This window comes from Salipiger sp. H15, from assembly GCF_040409955.1.
GTDB lineage: Bacteria > Pseudomonadota > Alphaproteobacteria > Rhodobacterales > Rhodobacteraceae > Salipiger.
The window spans coordinates 437,394-453,445 of the sequence record NZ_CP123384.1; the positions used below are offsets into that span (position 1 = coordinate 437,394).

Sequence of the window (16,052 nt, forward strand, 5' to 3'; positions counted from 1 at the left end):
CCTCGCCTCCACGGCATCAGATCCCCGGACGGCGGCGCAGGTCGAGCGTCATCGGGAACTCCGGATGCGGCGTCTCGGGCGCGGGCCAGTAGCTTCCCGGGGTGTGCCCGAGTTTCTCGAACCGGGCAAGACGGCGCGCGTCGGCCTCGTTGGTGTTGACCGGGAAGGTGTCGTAGTTGCGCCCGCCCGGATGCGCCACGTGATACCGGCACCCGCCGAGCGCGCGGCCGGTCCAGGTGTCGAAGATGTCGAAGGTCAGCGGCGCGTTCACCGGCAGCGTCGGGTGCAGCGCCTCGGCGGGCTGCCAGGCCTTGAAGCGCACGCCGCCGACGCGGGTGCCCGAGGCGCCGGTCCCGGTCATCGGCACGGCGCGGCCGTTGCAGGCGACGATGTAGCGGCCGGGCTCGGTGGCGGTCAGCTGCACCTGCATGCGCTCGACCGAGCTGTCGGTGTAGCGCACGGTGCCGCCGATGGCGCCGCGCTCGCCCAGCACGTGCCAGGGCTCGAGCGCCTGCCGCAGCTCGAGGTGGACGCCCTCGTACTCGACCTCGCCGGCGAAGGGGAAGCGGAACTCGCGCTGCGCCTCGTACCACTCGGGGCGGAAGGTGAAACCGTGATCGCCAAGGTCGCGCAGCACGTCGAGGAAATCCTCCCAGACGAAATGCGGCAGCATGAAGCGGTCGTGCAGCGTGGTGCCCCAGCGCACGGGCTTGCCCTGGATGGGGGACTTCCAGAACCGCGCCAGCAGCGCCCGGATCAGCACCTGCTGGGCAAGGCTCATCTTGGCGTCGGGCGGCATCTCGAAGCCGCGGAACTCGACGAGGCCGAGCCGCCCGGTGGGGCCGTCGGGCGAGTAGAGCTTGTCGATGCAGATCTCGGCCCGGTGGGTGTTGCCGGTCACATCGATCAGCATGTTGCGCAGCAGCCGGTCGGTGAGCCACGGCAACGGCGGCTCGCCCTGCCCCGGCGCCGGGAAGTGGGAAAGCGCGATCTCCAGCTCGTAGAGGCTGTCGTGCCGTGCCTCGTCGATCCTCGGTGCCTGGCTGGTCGGGCCGATGAAGAGCCCCGAGAAGAGGTAGCTGAGCGAGGGATGCCGCAGCCAGTGCAGGATCATCGAGCGCATGAGGTCGGGGCGGCGCAGGAAGGGCGAGTCGTTCGGGGTCTCGCCGCCCACCACCACGTGGTTGCCGCCGCCGGTGCCAGTGTGCTTGCCGTCGATCATGAACTTGTCGGCGCCGAGGCGGCACTGCCGCGCCTCCTCGTAGACGCCGTTGGTGATCGCCTTGCACTCCTCCCAGCTGTGCGCCGGGTGCACGTTGACCTCGATGACCCCGGGATCGGGGGCGACGCGGATCACGTTGAGCCGGGCGTCATGCGGCGGGGTGTAGCCCTCGATGTGGATCGGCAGGCCCAGTTCCTCGGCGGTGGTCTCGGCGGCGGCGAGCAGGTCGAGGTAATCCTCGAGCGACTCCACCGGCGGCATGAAGAGGCAGAGCCGCCCGTCGCGGGGCTCGATGGCGATGGCGGTGCGCACCGCGCCGCCCGCCGGGTCGACCCCCTGCTCCATGATGCGCTGCCGCCGCCCGGCGTCGCGCGCGGCGCTGACCGGCTGCGCGTGGCCCGGCGTGACCTCGGGCAGCGCGGCGGCGGCCTCGCGCTCTTCCTCGGCGATGCGTTCCAGCTCCTCCATGAGGCGCTGGCGGCGCTCCTGTTGCAGCGCGTGGAAATCCGGCAGGTCGGTTAGCGGGATGCTGGGATCGGTCGGGTAGACATAGGGATAGGCCGAAGGCGCCACGTAGGGCAGCGCGCCAAGCGGCAGGCGGAAGCCGACGGGGCTGTCACCGGGAATGAGGAAGAGATGCCCGCGCCGGGTCTTCCAGTGCTCGGAGCGCCATTTCGGCCCGCTCGCCTTCGACTGCCAGCGCTGCAGCGGCAGGATGAAGCCCGCCGGCTGGTCGAGCCCGCGGGTGAAGACCCGGGCGATGCGGGCGCGGGTCTCGGGGTCCTTGAGCTTGGAATCCTCCGGCGTCACGTTCATCGGAAGGTCGGCTTCCTTGAGGATCCACTCGACAGGATCCTCGTAGGCGGGCTGCACGTAGTCGCCGCCGAGCCCGAGCGTCTCGGCGAATTTCGTCATGAAGGCATCGGCCTGCGCGGCATCGGCCCCCTTGGCGGTCTCCTTCGCCACGAGGTCCGGGTTCTTCCAGACGGGTTTGCCGTCGCGCCGCCAGTAGAGCGAGAAGGTCCAGCGCGGCAGGGTCTCGCCGGGGTACCACTTGCCCTGCCCGTAGTGCAGGAAGCCGCCCGGCGCGAAGCGCTCGCGCAGCCGGCGGATCAGCTCGTCGGCCAGCCTGCGCTTCTGCGGGCCGACGGCGGCGGTGTTCCACTCGGCGCTTTCGAAGTCGTCGATCGAGACGAAGGTGGGCTCGCCGCCCATGGTCAGCCGCATGTCCTGCGCGTCGAGTTCGGCATCGACCTGCGCGCCCAGCGCATCGAGCGCCTGCCATGCCTCTTCCGAGAAGGGTTTGGTGATGCGCGGATGCTCTGCCACCCGCGTCACCTCCATGGCGAAGTCGAAGTCGGTCTGCGTGTCCGGCGGGGCGGAATAGCCGCCGACGATGGGCGCGGCGTTGCGGTAATGCGGCGTGGCGGCGAGCGGGATGTGGCTCTCGCCGGTCAGCAGGCCCGAAGTGGGATCGAGCCCGATCCAGCCCGCGCCGGGGATGAACACCTCGCACCAGGCGTGCAGGTCGGTGAAGTCGTGGTCGGTGCCCGCCGGACCGTCGAGCGAGACGAGGTCGGGTTTCAGCTGGATCAGGTAACCCGACACGAAACGCGCCGCGAAGCCGAGGTGGCGCAGGATCTGCACCAGCAGCCACGAGGTGTCGCGGCAGGAGCCCTTAGCCAGTTGCAGCGTCTCCTCGGGGGTTTGCACGCCGGGTTCCATGCGGACGATGTAGCCGATGTCCCTCTCGAGCCGCGCGTTCAGCCCGACGAGGAAATCCACCGTGCGCGGCGCGCTCTTCTCGATCGTGTCAAGATAGGCCAACAACCGCGGCCCGGCCTCCTCGGGCTTGCGGTAGATCGACAGATCCTCGGCGAAGTCCTGCGAATACTCGAAGGGGAAGGCCTCGGCGCTTTCGTCGACGAAGAAGTCGAAAGGGTTGTAGACCGTCATGTCGGCGACGAGGTCGACCTCGATCTTGAACTCGGTCACCGGCTCGGGAAAGACGAAGCGCGCCAGCCAGTTGCCATAGGGGTCCTGCTGGTGGTTGACGAAATGCCCCTCGGGCGAGACCTTCAGCGAATGCGAGATGACCCGGGTGCGCGAGTGCGGCGCGGGTCTCAGCCGGATGATCTGCGGACCGAGCGAGACCGGGCGGTCGTACTTGTAATGCGTCAGGTGGTGGATACTTGCCGTAATCGCCATTCGGTGGGGTCCGCGGATGAAGGAAACCTCCCACACCTGAGCGACTTGGCCTGCCCTTGTAAAGGCTTGCGTGACCTCGCGGCAGCGACCGTTGCCGCGCCGCCCGTTCTGCAGGCGGCGCGGGGCTCCGGCTGCCGCGCCCTCAGTTCACCGGCATGACGAAGACCTCGCGCACGTTGGCGCGCGGATCGGCCTCGAGCGCGAACATGACCGAGCGGGCGATGTCCTCGGGCTTGAGCTTGTCGGGCTTGGCCTCGTCGAAGAACGGCGTGTCGACCATGCCGGGGGCGATCACCGTGACCCGCGCGCCCCATTCGCGGAACTCCTCGGCGAGGTTGCCGCCGTAGCCGTGCACGAACCATTTCGAGGCGCCGTAGACCGAGCCCTTGATCGTCGTGCGCCCGGCGGCCGAGCCGGTCAGCACGAGATGGCCGCGGTTCTTCACGAAATAGGCCGAGGCCGCCTTGGCCGTCCAGAGCACGCCAAGGATGTTGAGCCGCACCAGCGCCTCCCATTCCGCCGGGTCGCCCTTGCGCGTGCCGGGCTGCGAGAGCCCCGTGCCGGCATTGGCAAAGGCCGCGTTCACGTCGCCGAACCGTTCGGCAAGCTGCGCCATCGCCGCGTCCTGCTCGGCCAGCGATCCGGCATCCCCCGGCAGCGCCAGCGCATGGGGGCCGAGTTCGCGCTCGAGCTCGGCGAGCTTGTCCGCGGACCGGGCAAAGAGCCCGACGTTCCAGCCGCGCTCGACCGCCGCCCGGGCGGTCTGCGCACCGATCCCCGAGGAGGCGCCGGTGATGAAGAGTGTCTTTCGGATCATGCTTAATCCTCCCGTAGGCATTTCGCGTGACGATCGGCGCACCGCCAGCGCAAAGGGCGCCCCGGCGCGGCTGAGCCGCAAGATAGCACGGCCCGGCGGGGCGCCCATGCCGCAGCGCCTTGCCGCCCGTCCCGCGCCCCGCAGCCGGCGGATATGGAACGATTTTCGCGCGACCGGCGTTTTCCTGCCGACCAGTAAGGGAGATCCTCGATGAAACGCCTCGCACTGCTCACCGCCGCCGCCACCTGCACCGCGGTCGCCGCCTTCGCCGCGACCGAGATGCTGACCCCTGCGGCCGCCACGGTCATCGAGATCGAGGTCGCCCCGCACGAGTTGGCCGCCTGCCGCGACACGCTCGAGCAGGTCGCCACCATGCCCGCCGTCGCCGATGACGGCACGCCCCTGCTCTTCCACTCGGACGACGAGCTGCCGCAGGTGCGCTGCGTCGCTGCCTCGGCCTGAGCGACCTGAGGGCCGCGCCGCTGGCCATCGCCGCACCCGCTTGCTAGGCAGGTCGCAGGCAACGCGGGGGCGCACCGGATGCAGACCAGCTTCACCATCGAGACGCGGGGCCCCGGCCTCTACGAGATCACCCGCGACGTCGCGCGCTGGGTGAGCGGGACCGGCACCGGCGACGGGCTGCTGACGCTCTTCATCCGCCACACCTCGGCCTCGCTGCTGATCCAGGAAAACGCCGATCCCGAGGTGCGCAGCGACCTGACCGAGTTCTTCAACCGCCTTGTGCCGCCGAGCACCGACCCCTCGATGGGCTACCTGACCCACACCTACGAGGGGCCCGACGACATGCCCGCACATATCAAGGCGGCGCTGCTGCCGGTGTCGCTCTCCATTCCGGTCACCGGTGGAAAGCTCGGGTTCGGCACCTGGCAGGGCATCTACGTCTTCGAGCACCGCACCGCGCCGCACCGGCGCGAGATATTGGCCCATCTCGGCGGCTGATCCCCGCCCGCGGGTGATTTCGCAGCAATTTCTGTACGGTCCGGAGAATTTGCGCGCCCCGCATCTAGAGGGGTGATTTGACCTCTACCCAATTTCTGGGCGCTATCCTATAGTGGCTGTGGATAAATGAGGGATAACCTCATACCAGCGTTGGAACGAAGTGATTGGGGGAAGGCATGCGCTGCCCGTTTTGTGGAAATATCGACACCCAGGTCAAGGACTCGCGCCCGGCAGAAGACCATGTCTCGATCCGTCGCCGCCGTTTCTGCCCGGCCTGCGGGGGCCGGTTCACCACCTACGAGCGGGTGCAACTGCGCGACCTCGTCGTGATCAAGAACAGCGGCCGCCGCGAGGATTTCGACCGCGACAAGCTCGAGCGTTCGATCCGCATCGCGCTGCAGAAGCGCCCGATCGAACCCGAGCGCGTGGACCAGATGATCTCGGGCATCGTGCGGCGGTTGGAAAGCCTTGGCGAGACCGACATCCAGTCCAAGCAGATCGGCGAGATCGTCATGGAAACGCTCGCGCGGATCGACACCGTGGCCTATGTTCGCTTTGCAAGCGTCTACAAGAATTTCCAGGCCGCGGACGATTTCGACAAGTTCGTGAGCGAGTTGCGCCCCGGCCTGCATCTCGAGAAGTGATCCGCGAGCAGGGAGCATCTCCGCGTGACAGATGACGCCCGTCACATGGCCCACGCCCTCCGCCTCGGGCGGCGGGGCATGGGCAAGTGCTGGCCCAACCCCGCCGTGGGCTGCGTCCTCATACGCGAAGGCCGCGTGGTCGGCCGGGGCTGGACCCAGCCCGGTGGCCGCCCCCATGCCGAGGTCATGGCGCTGCGCGACGCAGGCCCGCAGGCGCGCGGCGCGACCGCCTACGTCACGCTCGAGCCCTGCGCCCATACCGGCAAGACGCCGCCCTGCGCCTCGGCGCTGATCGGCGCGGGCGTGGCGCGGGTTGTCGCCCCCATCGCCGACAGCGACCCGCGCGTCGCCGGGCAGGGCTTCGAGATGCTGCGCAAGGCCGGCATCGAGGTCACCACCGGCGTGATGGCCGAGGAGGCCGCGCGCGACCATGCCGGCTTCTTCCTCAAGACCGAGAGCGGCCGTCCCTGGGTCACGCTGAAGCTCGCGAGCAGCTTCGACGGGCGGATCGCCACGGCCACCGGCGAGAGCAAGTGGATCACCGGCCCCGAGGCGCGCCGCGTCGTGCACGGGCTGCGCGCAAACCATGACGCGGTGATGGTCGGCGCGGGCACCGCCCGGGCGGACGATCCCGAGCTGACCGTGCGCGGCTGGGGCGACGTTCCGCAGCCGGTGCGGGTGATCGCCTCGCGGTTGATCGACGTGCCGCTGATGAGCCGCCTCGCCGCCACCGCGCGCGAGGTGCCGGTGTGGATCGTGCACGGCCCCGAGGCCGCGAGCGAGACCCGCCGCGCCTGGCAGAGCTGCGGCGCGACGCTGATCCAGAGCCGGGTAACCGCCGGGCGGCTGGACCCGGGCGCCCTGCTCTCGGCGCTCGGCGCGAAGGGGATGACGCGGGTCTTCTGCGAGGGCGGCGGACAGCTCGCCGCCTCGCTGCTGGCGGCCGATCTGGTGGACGAGCTGGTCGGCTTCACCGCCGGCATCGCGCTCGGCGCCGAGGGGCGGCCGGGCATCGGCGCCATGGGCGTCGACACGCTGGCCGAGGCGCCGCGCTTCCGGCTGGTCGAGACCCGCGCGCTTGGCGGCGACGTGATGCACCGCTGGATGCGCTGACGGCGCAGGCGGTCGCGGCCAGCCACGTCCGGTCGCGGGGGCGCTGCCCCCGCACCCCCGGAGTATTTGTGGAAAGATGAAGGGGCCGGCGCGGCGGCAGCCCGGGCGCGGAGGTCCGCGCCCGGGCTGGTCGGGAACGCCCCGGTCAGAGGCCCTTGGCCTTGTAGCTCTTGGCGACGCGGTCGATGGCGACGATGAAGCCCGCGGTGCGCAGGTCGGTCACCTCGTCCCGGCCGTGCCAGATTTCGCGCATCGACTGGTAGGCGGTGCGCATCGTGTCATCGAGCCCCGAGCGCACCAGCTCGAGCTCGTCGGCGCCGCGCAGGTAGCGCGCCTTGAAGGCCGGATCGAGGCTCCAGGTGTCGCCCATGGCGACGTCGAGCCGTTCGAGCTCGTTGACCACCAGCTGGTGGCGCGCCTCCTCCTGCCGGCGCTGCATCCGGCCGAAGCGGATGTGGCTGAGGTTCTTCACCCATTCGAAATAGGAGACGGTGACCCCGCCCGCGTTGGCGAAGAGGTCGGGGATGATCACCACCCCGCGCGAGCGCAGGATGTCGTCGGCGCCCGCGGTGATCGGGCCGTTGGCGGCCTCGATGATCAGACGGGCCTTCACGTTGTGCGCGTTGGTGAGGTTGATCACCCCCTCGAGCGCGGCGGGAACGAGGATGTCGCAATCCTCGACCAGCACCGCCCCGCCATTGCGGGTGTGGGTGGCGTCGGGGTAGTCGACCAGCCCGCCGTGGCGGGTCATCCAGTCCTTCACCGCCTCGACGTTCAGCCCGGCCGGATCGTAGAGCGCGCCGTCGCGCTCGATGATGCCGGTGATGATCGCCCCGTCCTCCTCGGAGAGGAAGCGCGCCGCGTGGTAGCCGACGTTGCCGAGCCCCTGCACGATCACCCGCTTGCCCTCGAGCCCGCCCGAGAGCCCGGCCTTGGCCACGTCCTCGGGATGGCGGAAATACTCGCGCAGGGCGTATTGCACCCCCCGGCCCGTCGCCTCGACCCGCCCGGCGATGCCGCCGGCGTTGAGCGGCTTGCCGGTGACGCAGGCGCGGGCGTTGATGTCGGTGGTGTTCATCCGCGCGTACTGGTCGGCGATCCAGGCCATCTCGCGCTCGCCGGTGCCCATGTCGGGCGCGGGCACGTTCTGGCTGGGATTGATCAGGTCGCGCTTGCACAGCTCGTAAGCGAAGCGCCGGGTGATCAGCTCGAGCTCGTGCTCCTCGTACTGCGTGGGGTCGATCCTCAGCCCGCCCTTGGAGCCGCCGAAGGGCGCCTCGACCAGCGCGCACTTGTAGGTCATCAGCGCCGCCAGCGCCTCGACCTCGTCCTGGTTCACCGCGGCGGCGTAGCGGATGCCGCCCTTGACCGGCTCCATGTGCTCGGAATGCACCGAGCGGTAGCCGGTGAAGGTCTCGATCTTGCCGCGCAGGCGCACCCCGAAGCGCACGGTGTAGGTGGCGTTGCAGACGCGGATCTTCTCCTCGAGGCCCGGCGCAAGGTCCATCAGCGCCGCGGCGCGGTTGAACATCAGATCCACGCTCTGGCGGAATGTCGGCTCGTTGGATGGCAGCACGTTCATCGGTCCTCCTCCTGACCTTGGTCACGCTTCCGGTCCGCGCCCTCGCGCGGAAAGCCGTCTGCAGCCGCGGCGCCGGAACTTCCGGAGGAGCGAGAGACGGCGGCCCCCCATTTCTGACGGAAAACCCGCCGCGGCGAAACCGTTTGCTAACCGCCGGAAGACAGATTGTTCGGCGCTTGGAAATGGAGCCCGGAGACTCCGGCGATTGTCACCTGCCCGGCCCCTCAAGTCCCACTTTCGCCACGAGAAATACCGCATTTTAGCCATCATGGGTGGGAATAGTTTCCTTCGTAGTGTGGTGAGTCTTGAGGGCCCTGTGGAAGCAGTGGTCGGAAAAAGGGTATCGAGAGCATGGAAAAGCATTCCCCATGCCGCCGGGAGAAATCCCGCCGGCGCAGGACCTCGGCAAGGGCGCCGCTGCGCCTAGCCGATGCGTTCCTCCATGACGAACAGGGCAGTATGTCCTATCTGGGCCTTGTCGCGTCGCTTGTGATGATGACTTTCGGCGGCATCGGCATCGACATGGTCAATACCGAGCTGAACCGGACCAAGGTGCAGAACACGCTCGACCGGGCGGTTCTGGCTGCCGCGGACCTCGACCAGACCCTCGAGCCCGACGCCGTCGTTTCCGACTACATGGCCAAGATGGGCCTCGGCGACGCGCTGGTCTCCTCCGAGATCGACGAGGGGCTGAACTACCGGACCGTGACCGCCGACGGCTACGTGCAGATGCCGTCGAACTTCATGGGCCTTCTCGGCATCGAGACGACCCAGGCCTACGGTCACGCCCAGGCCAGCGAGCGCTTCAACAAGGTCGAGGTCTCGCTCGTCGTCGACATCTCGGGCTCGATGGCCAACAACAGCAAGATGGACAACCTCAAGACCGCCGCGGGAGAGTTCGTCGACACGCTGCTCTCCACCGGCAACGAGGATCTCATCTCGGTCTCGCTGGTGCCCTACTCCGAGCAGGTCAACGCCGGGCCGGAGATCCTGAGCTACCTGCCGGTGAACTGGAAGCACGGCTACTCGCACTGCCTCGAGATGCCGGCGTCGGTCTTTGGCTCGACGGCGCTCGACCGGTCGATCACCTACGACCAGATGCAGCACTTCCAGTGGAACTACTCCGGCTCCAACACGCTCACCGACACGGTCTGCCCACGCTACGACTACGAGCGCATCACCCCGTTCAGCCAGGACGCGAAGGCGCTCAAGCAGCAGATCAACAAGCTGACGCCGCGCGCCGGCACCTCGATCTTCCTCGGGATGAAATGGGGCACGGCCCTGCTCGACCCGTCGACCCGCGACATCGCCAGCGGCCTCATCGCCGACGGCAAGGTCTCGTCGGTCTTCGAAGGGCGCCCGGTGGCCTATGACGACGGCGACGTGCTCAAGACCGTGGTGCTGATGACCGACGGCCAGCATGACCGCTCGTTCCGCATCCGCGACGACTACTACAACTCGGACTCCGAGTACGTGCAGTGGAACAAGTACAACCTCTGGTACTACCTCTACAAATACGTGGACAGCAACAAGCGCGGCAACTTCTACTACCAGAAGTATGACGCGACCACGGGCGACACGCTGCTCGGCAACATCTGCGACGCCGCCAAGGCCAAGGGGATCATCATCTGGTCCATCGGCTTCGAGGTGGAGGACCACGGCGCCGACGTCATGGAAAGCTGCGCCTCCTCGCCCTCGCACTTCTTCCGCGTCGAGGGCACGGAGATCTCCGAAGCCTTCTCGACCATCGCGCACACGCTCAACCAGCTGAGGCTGACCCAATGATCGGCTTTGTGAAAACCGCCCTGCGCCGCTTCGGCCGCGACGAAGAGGGCTCGATGATCGTTCCCTTCGCGCTCTGGACCCCGGTCTTCATCGGGCTGATGATCGCAAGCGTCGAGGCCGGTGTCGGCACCATGCGGCAGACCGCGCTGGACCGCGCGCTCGACGAGACCGTGCGCGAGGTCAAGATCGGCACCGGCACGCTCTACACCGCCGACATGCTCAAGGCGATGATCTGCGACCGTGCGCCGATCCTCGGCAGCTGCGTCGAGACGCTGCAGCTCGAGATGGTCGGGCTCGACATGCGCGACTGGGTTGCCCCGGCGACCTCGGTCGATTGCGTCGACACCAACCTGAGCGTGACGCCCATGCGGAACTTCGTGAACGGCCGCGAGCACGAGACAATGTTCCTGCGCGCCTGCTACAAGTATCGCCCGATCAGCCCCGGCGGGGCGCTCGCCGGATCCATGTACAAGGATGACGAAGGCTTCACCGCCCTGGTGGCGACCTCGGCCTTCGTCCACGAGCCGACGTGAGGAGGGACCAGACGATGACCAACACTCTGAAAACCCGCCTGTCGCGCTTCGCCCGCGCCGACGAGGGGAACGTCACCTTCGAGGCGATCATCCTTCTGCCGATCCTGATCATCATCTTCGCGGCCTGCTGGGTCTACTTCGACGTGTTCCGCGAGCAGTCGGTGAACCAGAAGGCCAACTACGTGATCGGCGACGCACTGTCGCGCGAGACCGACGAGATCGACGACACCTACATCGACAACGCCTACAAGCTGCTGAAACTCTTCACCCGGACCGGCGACGACCTCTACGACGAGGCCTCCGCCGCCACGACGGGCTTCTCGGACGGCGAGCTCTACCCCACCGACCTGCGGATCACCGTGGTGAGCTACAAGAAGTCCAGCAACAAGTACGCGGTGGAATGGTCGGTCGTGCGCGGCGATCCCGAGGTGCTGGTCACCGCCGACCTGACGAGCATGCACGACCGCCTGCCGCTGCTGGCGGACGGTGCGCAGGTGATCCTCGTCGAGACCTGGGACGACTACCACCCGGTGTTCAACGTCGGCCTCGCCGCCTTCCCGATCAAGAGCTACAGCTTCACCCAGCCGCGCTACGCGCCGCAGCTGCTCTACGTCGGGGCGAACAGCGGCAACAACGGCTGGGGCAACGGCGATCAGGACGCGCCGGGCGGATCGCTCTGCAACAACAACGCCGAGAACGCCACGGACTGCGACAACACCGACGGCACCTACAACAACGAGGCAAGCTGGAGCGGCGGCTGGTAAGCCCCCGCCCCGGAACCGACGACCTCCGAAACGACAAAGGGCCGCAGCATCGCTGCGGCCCTTCTGCATGCGTGTCCCCGCGGGGATCAGAACTCCGGCGGGACCTCGCCATCGCGGCGCAGGATGAGCACCGAGATGATGTCGGCCATCGGCTTGGTGTCGCGCGCGGCGGTCACCCCGCCCACGGCGACGCGCCGCCCGGTGCGCCACCAGAGCCCCGGCTGCCAGGCGCGCGCGCCCGGCTCCTTCAGGGTCAGGGCGAAGCCGTTCGAGGGTTTCAGCGCAAAGGCGCCGCGGTCCACCTTCGCCACGTTCTCGATGCGCGCGATCACCGCGCCCGAGCTGTCGGTCAGCGCCTCGTCGGTGAGCAGCAGCTCGCGCTTCGTCGCGCGCCACATGACCTGCGCCACCCAGAGCGCCGCGACGCCGAGCACGATCAGGAAGACCAGCCAGACGATCTGCGCGGGCGGCTCGGTCACCGCCAGCCAGAGCAGCAGCAGGCCCAGCCCGCCGAGCGTGCCGACGCCGATGAGCCGCCGCGGCCCGGTCGCCGAGGCGCGTGCCAGGATCTTGTCGTTCGTCTTGTCGTCCATGGTTCCTCCCCTGCCCCCGGATCAGTCGCGACGCGGATCGCGCGGATAGACCCCGAGGATCTCGAGGTATTCGGTGAAATACTCGAGCTCCTCGAGCGCCCGCTTGACTGCCGGATCCTCGGGGTGGCCCTCGATGTCGGCGTAGAACTGCGTCGCGGTGAAGGAGCCGCCGACCATGTAGCTTTCCAGCTTGGTCATGTTGACGCCATTGGTGGCGAAGCCGCCCATCGCCTTGTAGAGCGCGGCGGGAATGTTGCGCACCTGGAAGACGAAGGTGGTCATCGTCCCGTGCTCGCCCCGGCGCTCATGATTCGCCTCGGGCGACATGATCAGGAAGCGCGTGGTGTTGTTGCCTTGGTCCTCGATGTGCCGCGCCAGCACGTCGAGCCCGTAGATCTCGCCCGCCAGTTCCGAGGCCAGCGCCGCGATCTCGGGCTTGCCCATCTCGGCCACCTGCCGCGCCGAGCCGGCGGTATCCGCGCCGGTCAGCCGCGCGATGCCATGCTCGCTCAGGAACTTGCGGCACTGGCCCAGCAGCACGGTGTGGGTCATCGCCTTCTCGATCTTCTCGAGCGGCACGCCCGGCAGCGCCAGCAGGTTGATGTGCACCCGCACGAAGGCCTCGCCGATGATGTGCAGCCCCGAGTGCGGCAGCAGCGAGTGGATGTCCGCGACCCGCCCGTAGGTCGAGTTCTCGACCGGCAGCATCGCCAGGTCCGCCTCGCCGGTCTTCACCGCCTCGATCGCGTCCTCGAAGGTGCGGCACGGCAGTGCCTCCATGTCCGGACGGGCGTCGCGGCAGGCCTGGTGCGAATAGGCGCCAAGCTCTCCCTGGAAGGCAATGCGGTTGGTCATGTCAGTCTCGCGTCGTTTTGGAAACACTTGAGCCTTGAGGGCATTTGGTCGCGCCTAGTATACCTTGCCAGACGGTAAGGGAAGCCGTAGACCACTGAACGACGGTTATCTTTCGACGCCCGACCTGGGGAGGACACGCGACACATGCTTGATACCATGACGATCACAAAGGTGGTGGGCGGCCTGTGCGGCGCCTGGCTGATCTATCTGCTCGGGGGCTGGGCCGGCGAGAAGCTGTACGAGGTCGGCGGTCACGGAGAGGAAGTCGCCTCCTACGTGATCGAGGTCGCGGACAACAGCGGCGGCACCGGCGGCGGTGAAGCCGATTTCGCGACGCTGATGGCCGCGGCCGACGCGGCCAAGGGCGAGAAGGTCTTCGGCAAGTGCCGTGCCTGCCACAAGGTCGACGGCAACAACGCCACCGGTCCGCACCTCGATGGCGTCGTCGGGCGCAACATCGACACCGCGGAAGGCTTCAGCTACTCGGGCGCGCTCCTGCAGGTCGGCGAAGTCTGGACCCCGGAGAACCTGTTCCACTTCCTCGAGAACCCCAAGGGTGTGGCGCCCGGAACCGCGATGTCCTTCGCCGGCCTGAAAAAGGCCGAGGACCGCGTGAACGTGATCGCCTACCTGGAGTCGCTGGGCGGCTGACGCCCCGCGCGATGGCAAATTCCGAAGGCCACGGCCCCGCGCCGTGGCCTTTTCCATTGGCGGGATCCGGCTGCCGGCTTGGCGGGATCCGGCTGTTGGCGGGGCTTCGCCCGAAGCCACATGACCGCCGCCACCGGGATATTTCGGCCCGCGGAAAACCGCTGGCGAAACAAGCGGAAAGCCCCTCCGCGCGGGGGCGGCCGCGCCATGGCAGGCGCGCTCGCGCCGAAATCGCGCGCGCTCACGCAATCTCCAGCAAGTTCGGCTTGAATGTCGTCGCGACCGGCCCTTAGCTTACAGCAAGCGGCGCGAGCAAAGCCGTCAACCAGAGGGGAGACCACATGATCCGGACGACGCGCCCTGCCGCGGCCGCCATTCGCAGCCTCGATCCCATTGCCTTTCGCCCCCTTCTCGGCGCGCTGACGGCGCTGGGGATCGCCCTGGCCGCGCAGGCCGGATGGGCGCAGCAGACCGCCGCCCCCGCCGCCGAGCCGCCCGCGGCACCGCAGGCCGAGGCGCAGGATCAGAAGATCGTCACCTCGCACGGCTATTCCTATTTCGGCGAGCTCGACTACCCCGCCGATTACACCCACTTCAACTTCGCCAACCCCGATGCGCCGAAGGGCGGAGAGATCGTGCTGGGCGCCTCGGGCACCTTCGACAGCATGAACCCCTATTCGCGCAAGGGCCGCGCCGGCGCGCTGACCACGCTGCAGTATGACAGCCTGATCGAGAGCACCGAGGATTCCGTCGGCCAGTATTACGGCATCCTCGCCGAGAGCCTCGAATATCCCGAGGACAAGTCCTGGGTGATCTTCCACATGCGCCCCGAGGCGACCTTCTGGGACGGCACGCCCGTCACCGCCGAGGACGTGGTCTTCTCGCACCAGCTCTTCGTGACGCAGGGCCTGCCCTCCTATGCCGCCGCCGTCGGCGAGATGGTGACCGGCGCCGAGGCGCTCGACGAGCACACGGTGAAGTTCACCTTCAACACCGAGCTGACCAAGCGCTCGCGCATCGAGACGGTGGGCGCCACCCCGGTGTTCAAGAAGGCCTGGTTCGACGAGGACCCCGAGAAGCGCCGCCTTGACGAGCCGCGCATGGAGGTCGCCATCGGCTCGGGCCCCTACAAGCTCGACAGCTACGAGGTGAACCGCCGCATCGTCTACAAGCTGCGCGACGACTACTGGGGCCGCGACATTCCCTTCAACAAGGGCCGGCACAACTACGGCACCATCCGCGTCGAGTATTTCGCCGACCAGACCGCCTCGTTCGAGGCGTTCAAGGCGGGCGAGTACACGTTCCGCGTCGAGAGCGATCCCAAGCTCTGGGCCACGTCCTACGACTTCCCGCGCATCCAGAACGGCACGGTGAAGAAGGAAGAGATCGCCGACGGCAGCCCGCCCAACCCCACCGGCTTCGTCTTCAATCTTGGCAAGCCGCAGCTGCAGGACAAGCGCGTGCGCGAGGCGATCGCGCTGGCCTTCAACTTCGAATGGAGCAACGAGAGCCTGCGCTACGGGCTCTACAGCCCGCGCAGCTCCTTCGTCGAGGGCACCCCGATCGAGGCCAAGGGCCTGCCCGAGGGCGCCGAGCTCGAGTTCCTTAAGACGCTCGGCGACGTGGTGCCCGAGGAGCTCTACACCACCGACGTCTGGACCATGCACCAGAGCGACCCCGAGGAGCTGATCAGCCGCGGCACCCGCCGCTCGGCGACCAAGCTGCTGCAGGATGCCGGCTGGACCGTGGGCGACGACGGGCTTGCGCGCAACGAGGCGGGCGAGACGCTGAAGCTGCACATGATCATCCCCTCGAACATCGAGGCCAGCGTGGAGTCGATGCACGAGACCTACGTGCAGAACCTGCGCGCCATCGGCGTCGATGCCAGCTACGAGAAGGTCGATCCGTCGCAATACACGCTGCGCCAGCGCGAGCGCGACTACGACATGATCTACTCGAGCCGCTACGGCGCCTTCCTCTCGACCGGCGGCGGGCTCAGCCAGATGTACGGCTCGCGCGAGGCCGGTTTCTCGCTCTTCAACCCCGCCGGGCTCGCCAGCCCGCTGGTCGACGCGATCATCGCCGCCAGCTTCGAGGCGTCCAGCCAGGCGGAAACCGACGTGGCCCTCATGGCGCTCGACCGCGCGTTGCGCTACGAGTTCTTCATCGTGCCCGACGGGTACATCGCGAATTACTGGGTCGCCTATTACGACATGTACGAACATCCCGAGACCATCCCGCCCTACGACCTCGGCTACCTCAGCCTGTGGTGGGTGAACCCCGACAAGGAGAAGGCCCTCAAAGAGGCCGGCGTGCTGAAGTAAT

The 16,052-nt window shown here is 68.0% G+C and carries 14 protein-coding genes; 9 read left to right on the forward strand and 5 right to left on the reverse strand.

The window, feature by feature from the left end; all coding sequences use genetic code 11:
• Positions 1-16 precede the first annotated feature (16 nt).
• Both PVT71_RS02165 and PVT71_RS02170 read right to left on the reverse strand, forming a co-directional pair.
• On the reverse strand, positions 17-3,430 hold the full coding sequence (locus PVT71_RS02165) for a transglutaminase family protein (RefSeq protein ID WP_353472857.1): 3,414 nt from the start codon (positions 3,428-3,430) through the stop codon (positions 17-19).
• Positions 3,431-3,572: 142 nt separating this feature from the next.
• Positions 3,573-4,247 (reverse strand): SDR family oxidoreductase, encoded by a 675-nt coding sequence (locus tag PVT71_RS02170; RefSeq protein WP_353472858.1) that lies wholly within the window; start codon positions 4,245-4,247, stop codon positions 3,573-3,575.
• A gap of 210 nt (positions 4,248-4,457) precedes the next feature.
• Between PVT71_RS02170 and PVT71_RS02175 the strand changes: the two genes are divergently transcribed.
• From PVT71_RS02175 to ribD, 4 genes are all read left to right on the forward strand, one after another.
• Entirely contained in the window at positions 4,458-4,709 is a 252-nt protein-coding gene (locus PVT71_RS02175; RefSeq protein ID WP_353472859.1) for a hypothetical protein, read from the forward strand.
• A 78-nt stretch (positions 4,710-4,787) separates the two neighbouring features.
• Entirely contained in the window at positions 4,788-5,207 is a 420-nt protein-coding gene (locus PVT71_RS02180; RefSeq protein ID WP_353472860.1) for a secondary thiamine-phosphate synthase enzyme YjbQ, read from the forward strand.
• A gap of 176 nt (positions 5,208-5,383) precedes the next feature.
• On the forward strand, positions 5,384-5,851 hold the full coding sequence (gene nrdR / locus PVT71_RS02185) for a transcriptional regulator NrdR (RefSeq protein WP_353472861.1): 468 nt from the start codon (positions 5,384-5,386) through the stop codon (positions 5,849-5,851).
• A gap of 45 nt (positions 5,852-5,896) precedes the next feature.
• Positions 5,897-6,964, forward strand: coding sequence for a bifunctional diaminohydroxyphosphoribosylaminopyrimidine deaminase/5-amino-6-(5-phosphoribosylamino)uracil reductase RibD (ribD, locus tag PVT71_RS02190; RefSeq protein ID WP_353472862.1), 1,068 nt, complete (start codon positions 5,897-5,899; stop codon positions 6,962-6,964).
• Positions 6,965-7,109: 145 nt separating this feature from the next.
• Here the strand turns inward: ribD and PVT71_RS02195 are convergent, their stop codons facing one another.
• A complete protein-coding gene (locus tag PVT71_RS02195; RefSeq protein ID WP_353472863.1) occupies positions 7,110-8,546 on the reverse strand; it encodes a Glu/Leu/Phe/Val dehydrogenase in 1,437 nt (478 codons plus the stop codon).
• 459 nt (positions 8,547-9,005) lie between these two features.
• Here PVT71_RS02195 and PVT71_RS02200 point away from each other — a divergent pair, with 459 nt between their 5' ends.
• The 3 genes from PVT71_RS02200 to PVT71_RS02210 are packed head-to-tail and all read left to right on the forward strand — an operon-like array spanning position 9,006 to position 11,628.
• Positions 9,006-10,331, forward strand: a complete 1,326-nt coding sequence (locus PVT71_RS02200) for a Tad domain-containing protein (RefSeq protein ID WP_353472864.1) — start codon at positions 9,006-9,008, stop codon at positions 10,329-10,331.
• Positions 10,328-10,864 (forward strand): TadE family protein, encoded by a 537-nt coding sequence (locus PVT71_RS02205; protein WP_353472865.1) that lies wholly within the window; start codon positions 10,328-10,330, stop codon positions 10,862-10,864. Before PVT71_RS02200 ends, PVT71_RS02205 begins: the two co-directional genes overlap by 4 nt.
• Before the next feature lie 14 nt (positions 10,865-10,878).
• Complete coding sequence (locus tag PVT71_RS02210) at positions 10,879-11,628, forward strand: hypothetical protein (RefSeq protein WP_353472866.1); 750 nt, start codon at positions 10,879-10,881, stop codon at positions 11,626-11,628.
• A gap of 86 nt (positions 11,629-11,714) precedes the next feature.
• On the opposite strand, the gene PVT71_RS02215 is transcribed toward PVT71_RS02210, so the two are convergent.
• Both PVT71_RS02215 and PVT71_RS02220 read right to left on the reverse strand, forming a co-directional pair.
• On the reverse strand, positions 11,715-12,221 hold the full coding sequence (locus PVT71_RS02215; RefSeq protein WP_353472867.1) for a hypothetical protein: 507 nt from the start codon (positions 12,219-12,221) through the stop codon (positions 11,715-11,717).
• Between the two features lie 21 nt (positions 12,222-12,242).
• Entirely contained in the window at positions 12,243-13,076 is an 834-nt protein-coding gene (locus PVT71_RS02220) for a prephenate dehydratase (protein WP_353472868.1), read from the reverse strand.
• Positions 13,077-13,220: 144 nt separating this feature from the next.
• On the opposite strand from PVT71_RS02220, the gene PVT71_RS02225 reads away from it, so the two are divergent.
• Positions 13,221-13,727, forward strand: a complete 507-nt coding sequence (locus PVT71_RS02225; RefSeq protein ID WP_353472869.1) for a cytochrome c family protein — start codon at positions 13,221-13,223, stop codon at positions 13,725-13,727.
• A gap of 341 nt (positions 13,728-14,068) precedes the next feature.
• A complete protein-coding gene (locus PVT71_RS02230; protein ID WP_353472870.1) occupies positions 14,069-16,051 on the forward strand; it encodes an extracellular solute-binding protein in 1,983 nt (660 codons plus the stop codon).
• Position 16,052: the final 1 nt, after the last annotated feature.